The sequence below is a fragment of the Streptomyces sp. NRRL B-24572 genome, from assembly GCF_002156145.1.
In the GTDB taxonomy this organism is placed as follows: domain Bacteria; phylum Actinomycetota; class Actinomycetes; order Streptomycetales; family Streptomycetaceae; genus Streptomyces; species Streptomyces vietnamensis.
Window position 1 is genome coordinate 1 of record NZ_MWIG01000746.1, and the last position, 2,128, is coordinate 2,128.

Annotated in this window: 2 protein-coding genes and 1 pseudogene; 1 reads left to right on the forward strand and 2 read right to left on the reverse strand. The window is 70.4% G+C overall.

Annotation, left to right across the window (positions count from 1 at the left end):
• Positions 1-377: ABC-2 family transporter protein (locus CCN56_RS35010; RefSeq protein ID WP_373412938.1), on the reverse strand; the 377-nt coding region annotated here is incomplete at its 3' end.
• Positions 378-420: 43 nt separating this feature from the next.
• Positions 421-1,224 (reverse strand): ABC-2 family transporter protein, encoded by an 804-nt coding sequence (locus CCN56_RS35015; protein WP_179200095.1) that lies wholly within the window; start codon positions 1,222-1,224, stop codon positions 421-423.
• 149 nt (positions 1,225-1,373) lie between these two features.
• Between CCN56_RS35015 and CCN56_RS35020 the strand changes: the two are divergent.
• Positions 1,374-2,128 (forward strand): annotated as a pseudogene (locus CCN56_RS35020) (transglycosylase domain-containing protein); the annotation flags it as partial.

Below are 2,128 nucleotides of genomic sequence, written 5' to 3' on the forward strand. Positions count from 1 at the left end.
TCCACGTCGAGCAGGAGCAGGCCCCAGACCAGGACCAGCAGGCCCTGCGCCACCCTCCCGAACCTCCGCAGCGCGAACTTGTCCGCCGCCACCTGCGCGAGCAGCGGCGCCGGACGCATCAGGAACGTGTCGAGCGAACCGTCCCTCACCCGCTTCCCCATCCGCTGCAGCGAGCCCATCGTCAGGTCCGCGATCCCGAACGACGTGCCCGCCGTCCCGTACAGCAGGGCCACCTCCGCGAACGAGAAACCGCCGAGCCCCCGCACCTGACCGAACATCAGAAGGATCACGACGAAGTCGAAGAACGTGACGCAGAAGCTGGTGACGAGGGTCAGGGCGAAGGACGAGCGGTACGTCATCGTGGAACGGATCCACATGCCCGCCACCATCCGGTACGTGCGCCACGAATCGGCCGGCGGCCTAGCCACCCTGCACCACCACCTTCCGCGTCGCCGCCGCCTGCGCCACCCGGCCCGCCCCGAGCAGGACCAGCGCCCAACAGCCCTGGAAGGCGTACGCCCCCGCGAGCGCCCGGCCCGTCCCGTACCTCCCCAGGTACACATCGGCCGGCACCTGCAGCAGCGACGCCCACGGCAGCATCCGCGCGAGCTCCCCGAGCGCGCCGGGGAAGACGTTCAGCGGGAGCAGCATCCCGGAGAAGAACAGGCCGCCCAGCCAGGCCACCTGCACCACCCCCTGGCCGTCCAGCAGCCAGAACGCGCTCATCGCCACCAGGTACCAGAGCGCGAAGCCGACCACCGAGCCCAGCGCCACCGCCAGCAGGAACGCGAGCCACCTGCCCGGCCCCGACGGCAGGGTGAAGTCGAAGACCAGCGCGCCGAGCGCCATCGGGGCGACCCCTCGGCCGAGCAGCTGGTACGCGGAGCGGCCGGCGTTGGCCGAGAACCACCAGGCCTGGAGGTCGGCGGGACGGTAGAGGTCGACGGCGATGTCACCGGTCCTGATCCGCTCGATCAGCTCGTCCTCGAAGCCGCCGCCCATCAGCCCGCAGACCGTGATCAGCGCCTGCCCGATCCACACGTAGGCGAGGGCGTCGTCCATGGAGTAGCCGCCGAGCCGCGGCCGTTCGTCCCAGAGGGCGATGTACGTGTACGAGAGCACGAAGCCGAAGACGCTGTTGGTGAAGACGCCCGCGGCCGTGGCCACCCGGTAGGTCGCGAAGCGCCGGAAACCGCCCGCGGCCACCGTCGCGTACAGCCGCAGCATGAAGGGCCCTTTCCGGTACGTACGACGGCGAAGCGCACGACCCTAGTGGCTTCGTCCGGCGCGCCGCGAGCGGTTTTCGCGCCACCTTCGGGTCGGTTGGGAGATTTCCGGGGAGTTTCCACCCATTGCATGCAGTATGTGATGCCATGTCCCCTTCCTCTGGTACGAGTGGTACGAGCTCGGATACGAACTGGGAGCCGAGGGACCCCACCCTCCCCGCACCACACCCCGACGACGGACCACCCGACGACCGACCGCGAAGCCGCCCCCGCCGCGTCCTCCGCACCCTCCTCGGGCTCCTCCTCCTCGGCGCGCTCCTGCTCGCCGGCGCCTTCGTCGCCGGCTACCTCCTGGTGGAGATCCCGCCCGCCAACGCCGCCGCCGTCGCCCAGTCCAACGTCTACCTCTACCGGGACGGCACCCCCCTCGCCCGCGACGGCGAGGTCAACCGCGAGAACGTCCCCCTCGGCCAGGTCCCGCTCCCCGTCCGCCGCGCCGTCCTCGCCGCCGAGGAACGCGACTTCCAGACCTCGCGCGCCGTCGACCCCAAGGCCATGGTCCGCGCCGCCTGGAACACCGNNGCAGTACGTCAAGAACTACTACCTGGGCCAGGAACAGACCCTCACCCGCAAGGCCAAGGAGTTCTTCATCGCGCTCAAACTGGGCCGCGAGAAGAGCAAGGAGGAGATCCTCCAGGGCTACCTGAACACCAGCTACTTCGGCCGCAACGCGTACGGGATCCAGGCCGCCGCCCGCGCCTACTACGGCAAGGACGTCGACCGCCTCGACACCGCCGAAGGCGCGTACCTCGCCTCCCTCCTCAAGGCCCCCAGCGCCTACGACGTCACCACCCACCCCGAGAACCGGGCCAAGGCCCTCGCCCGCTGGCGCTACGTCCTCG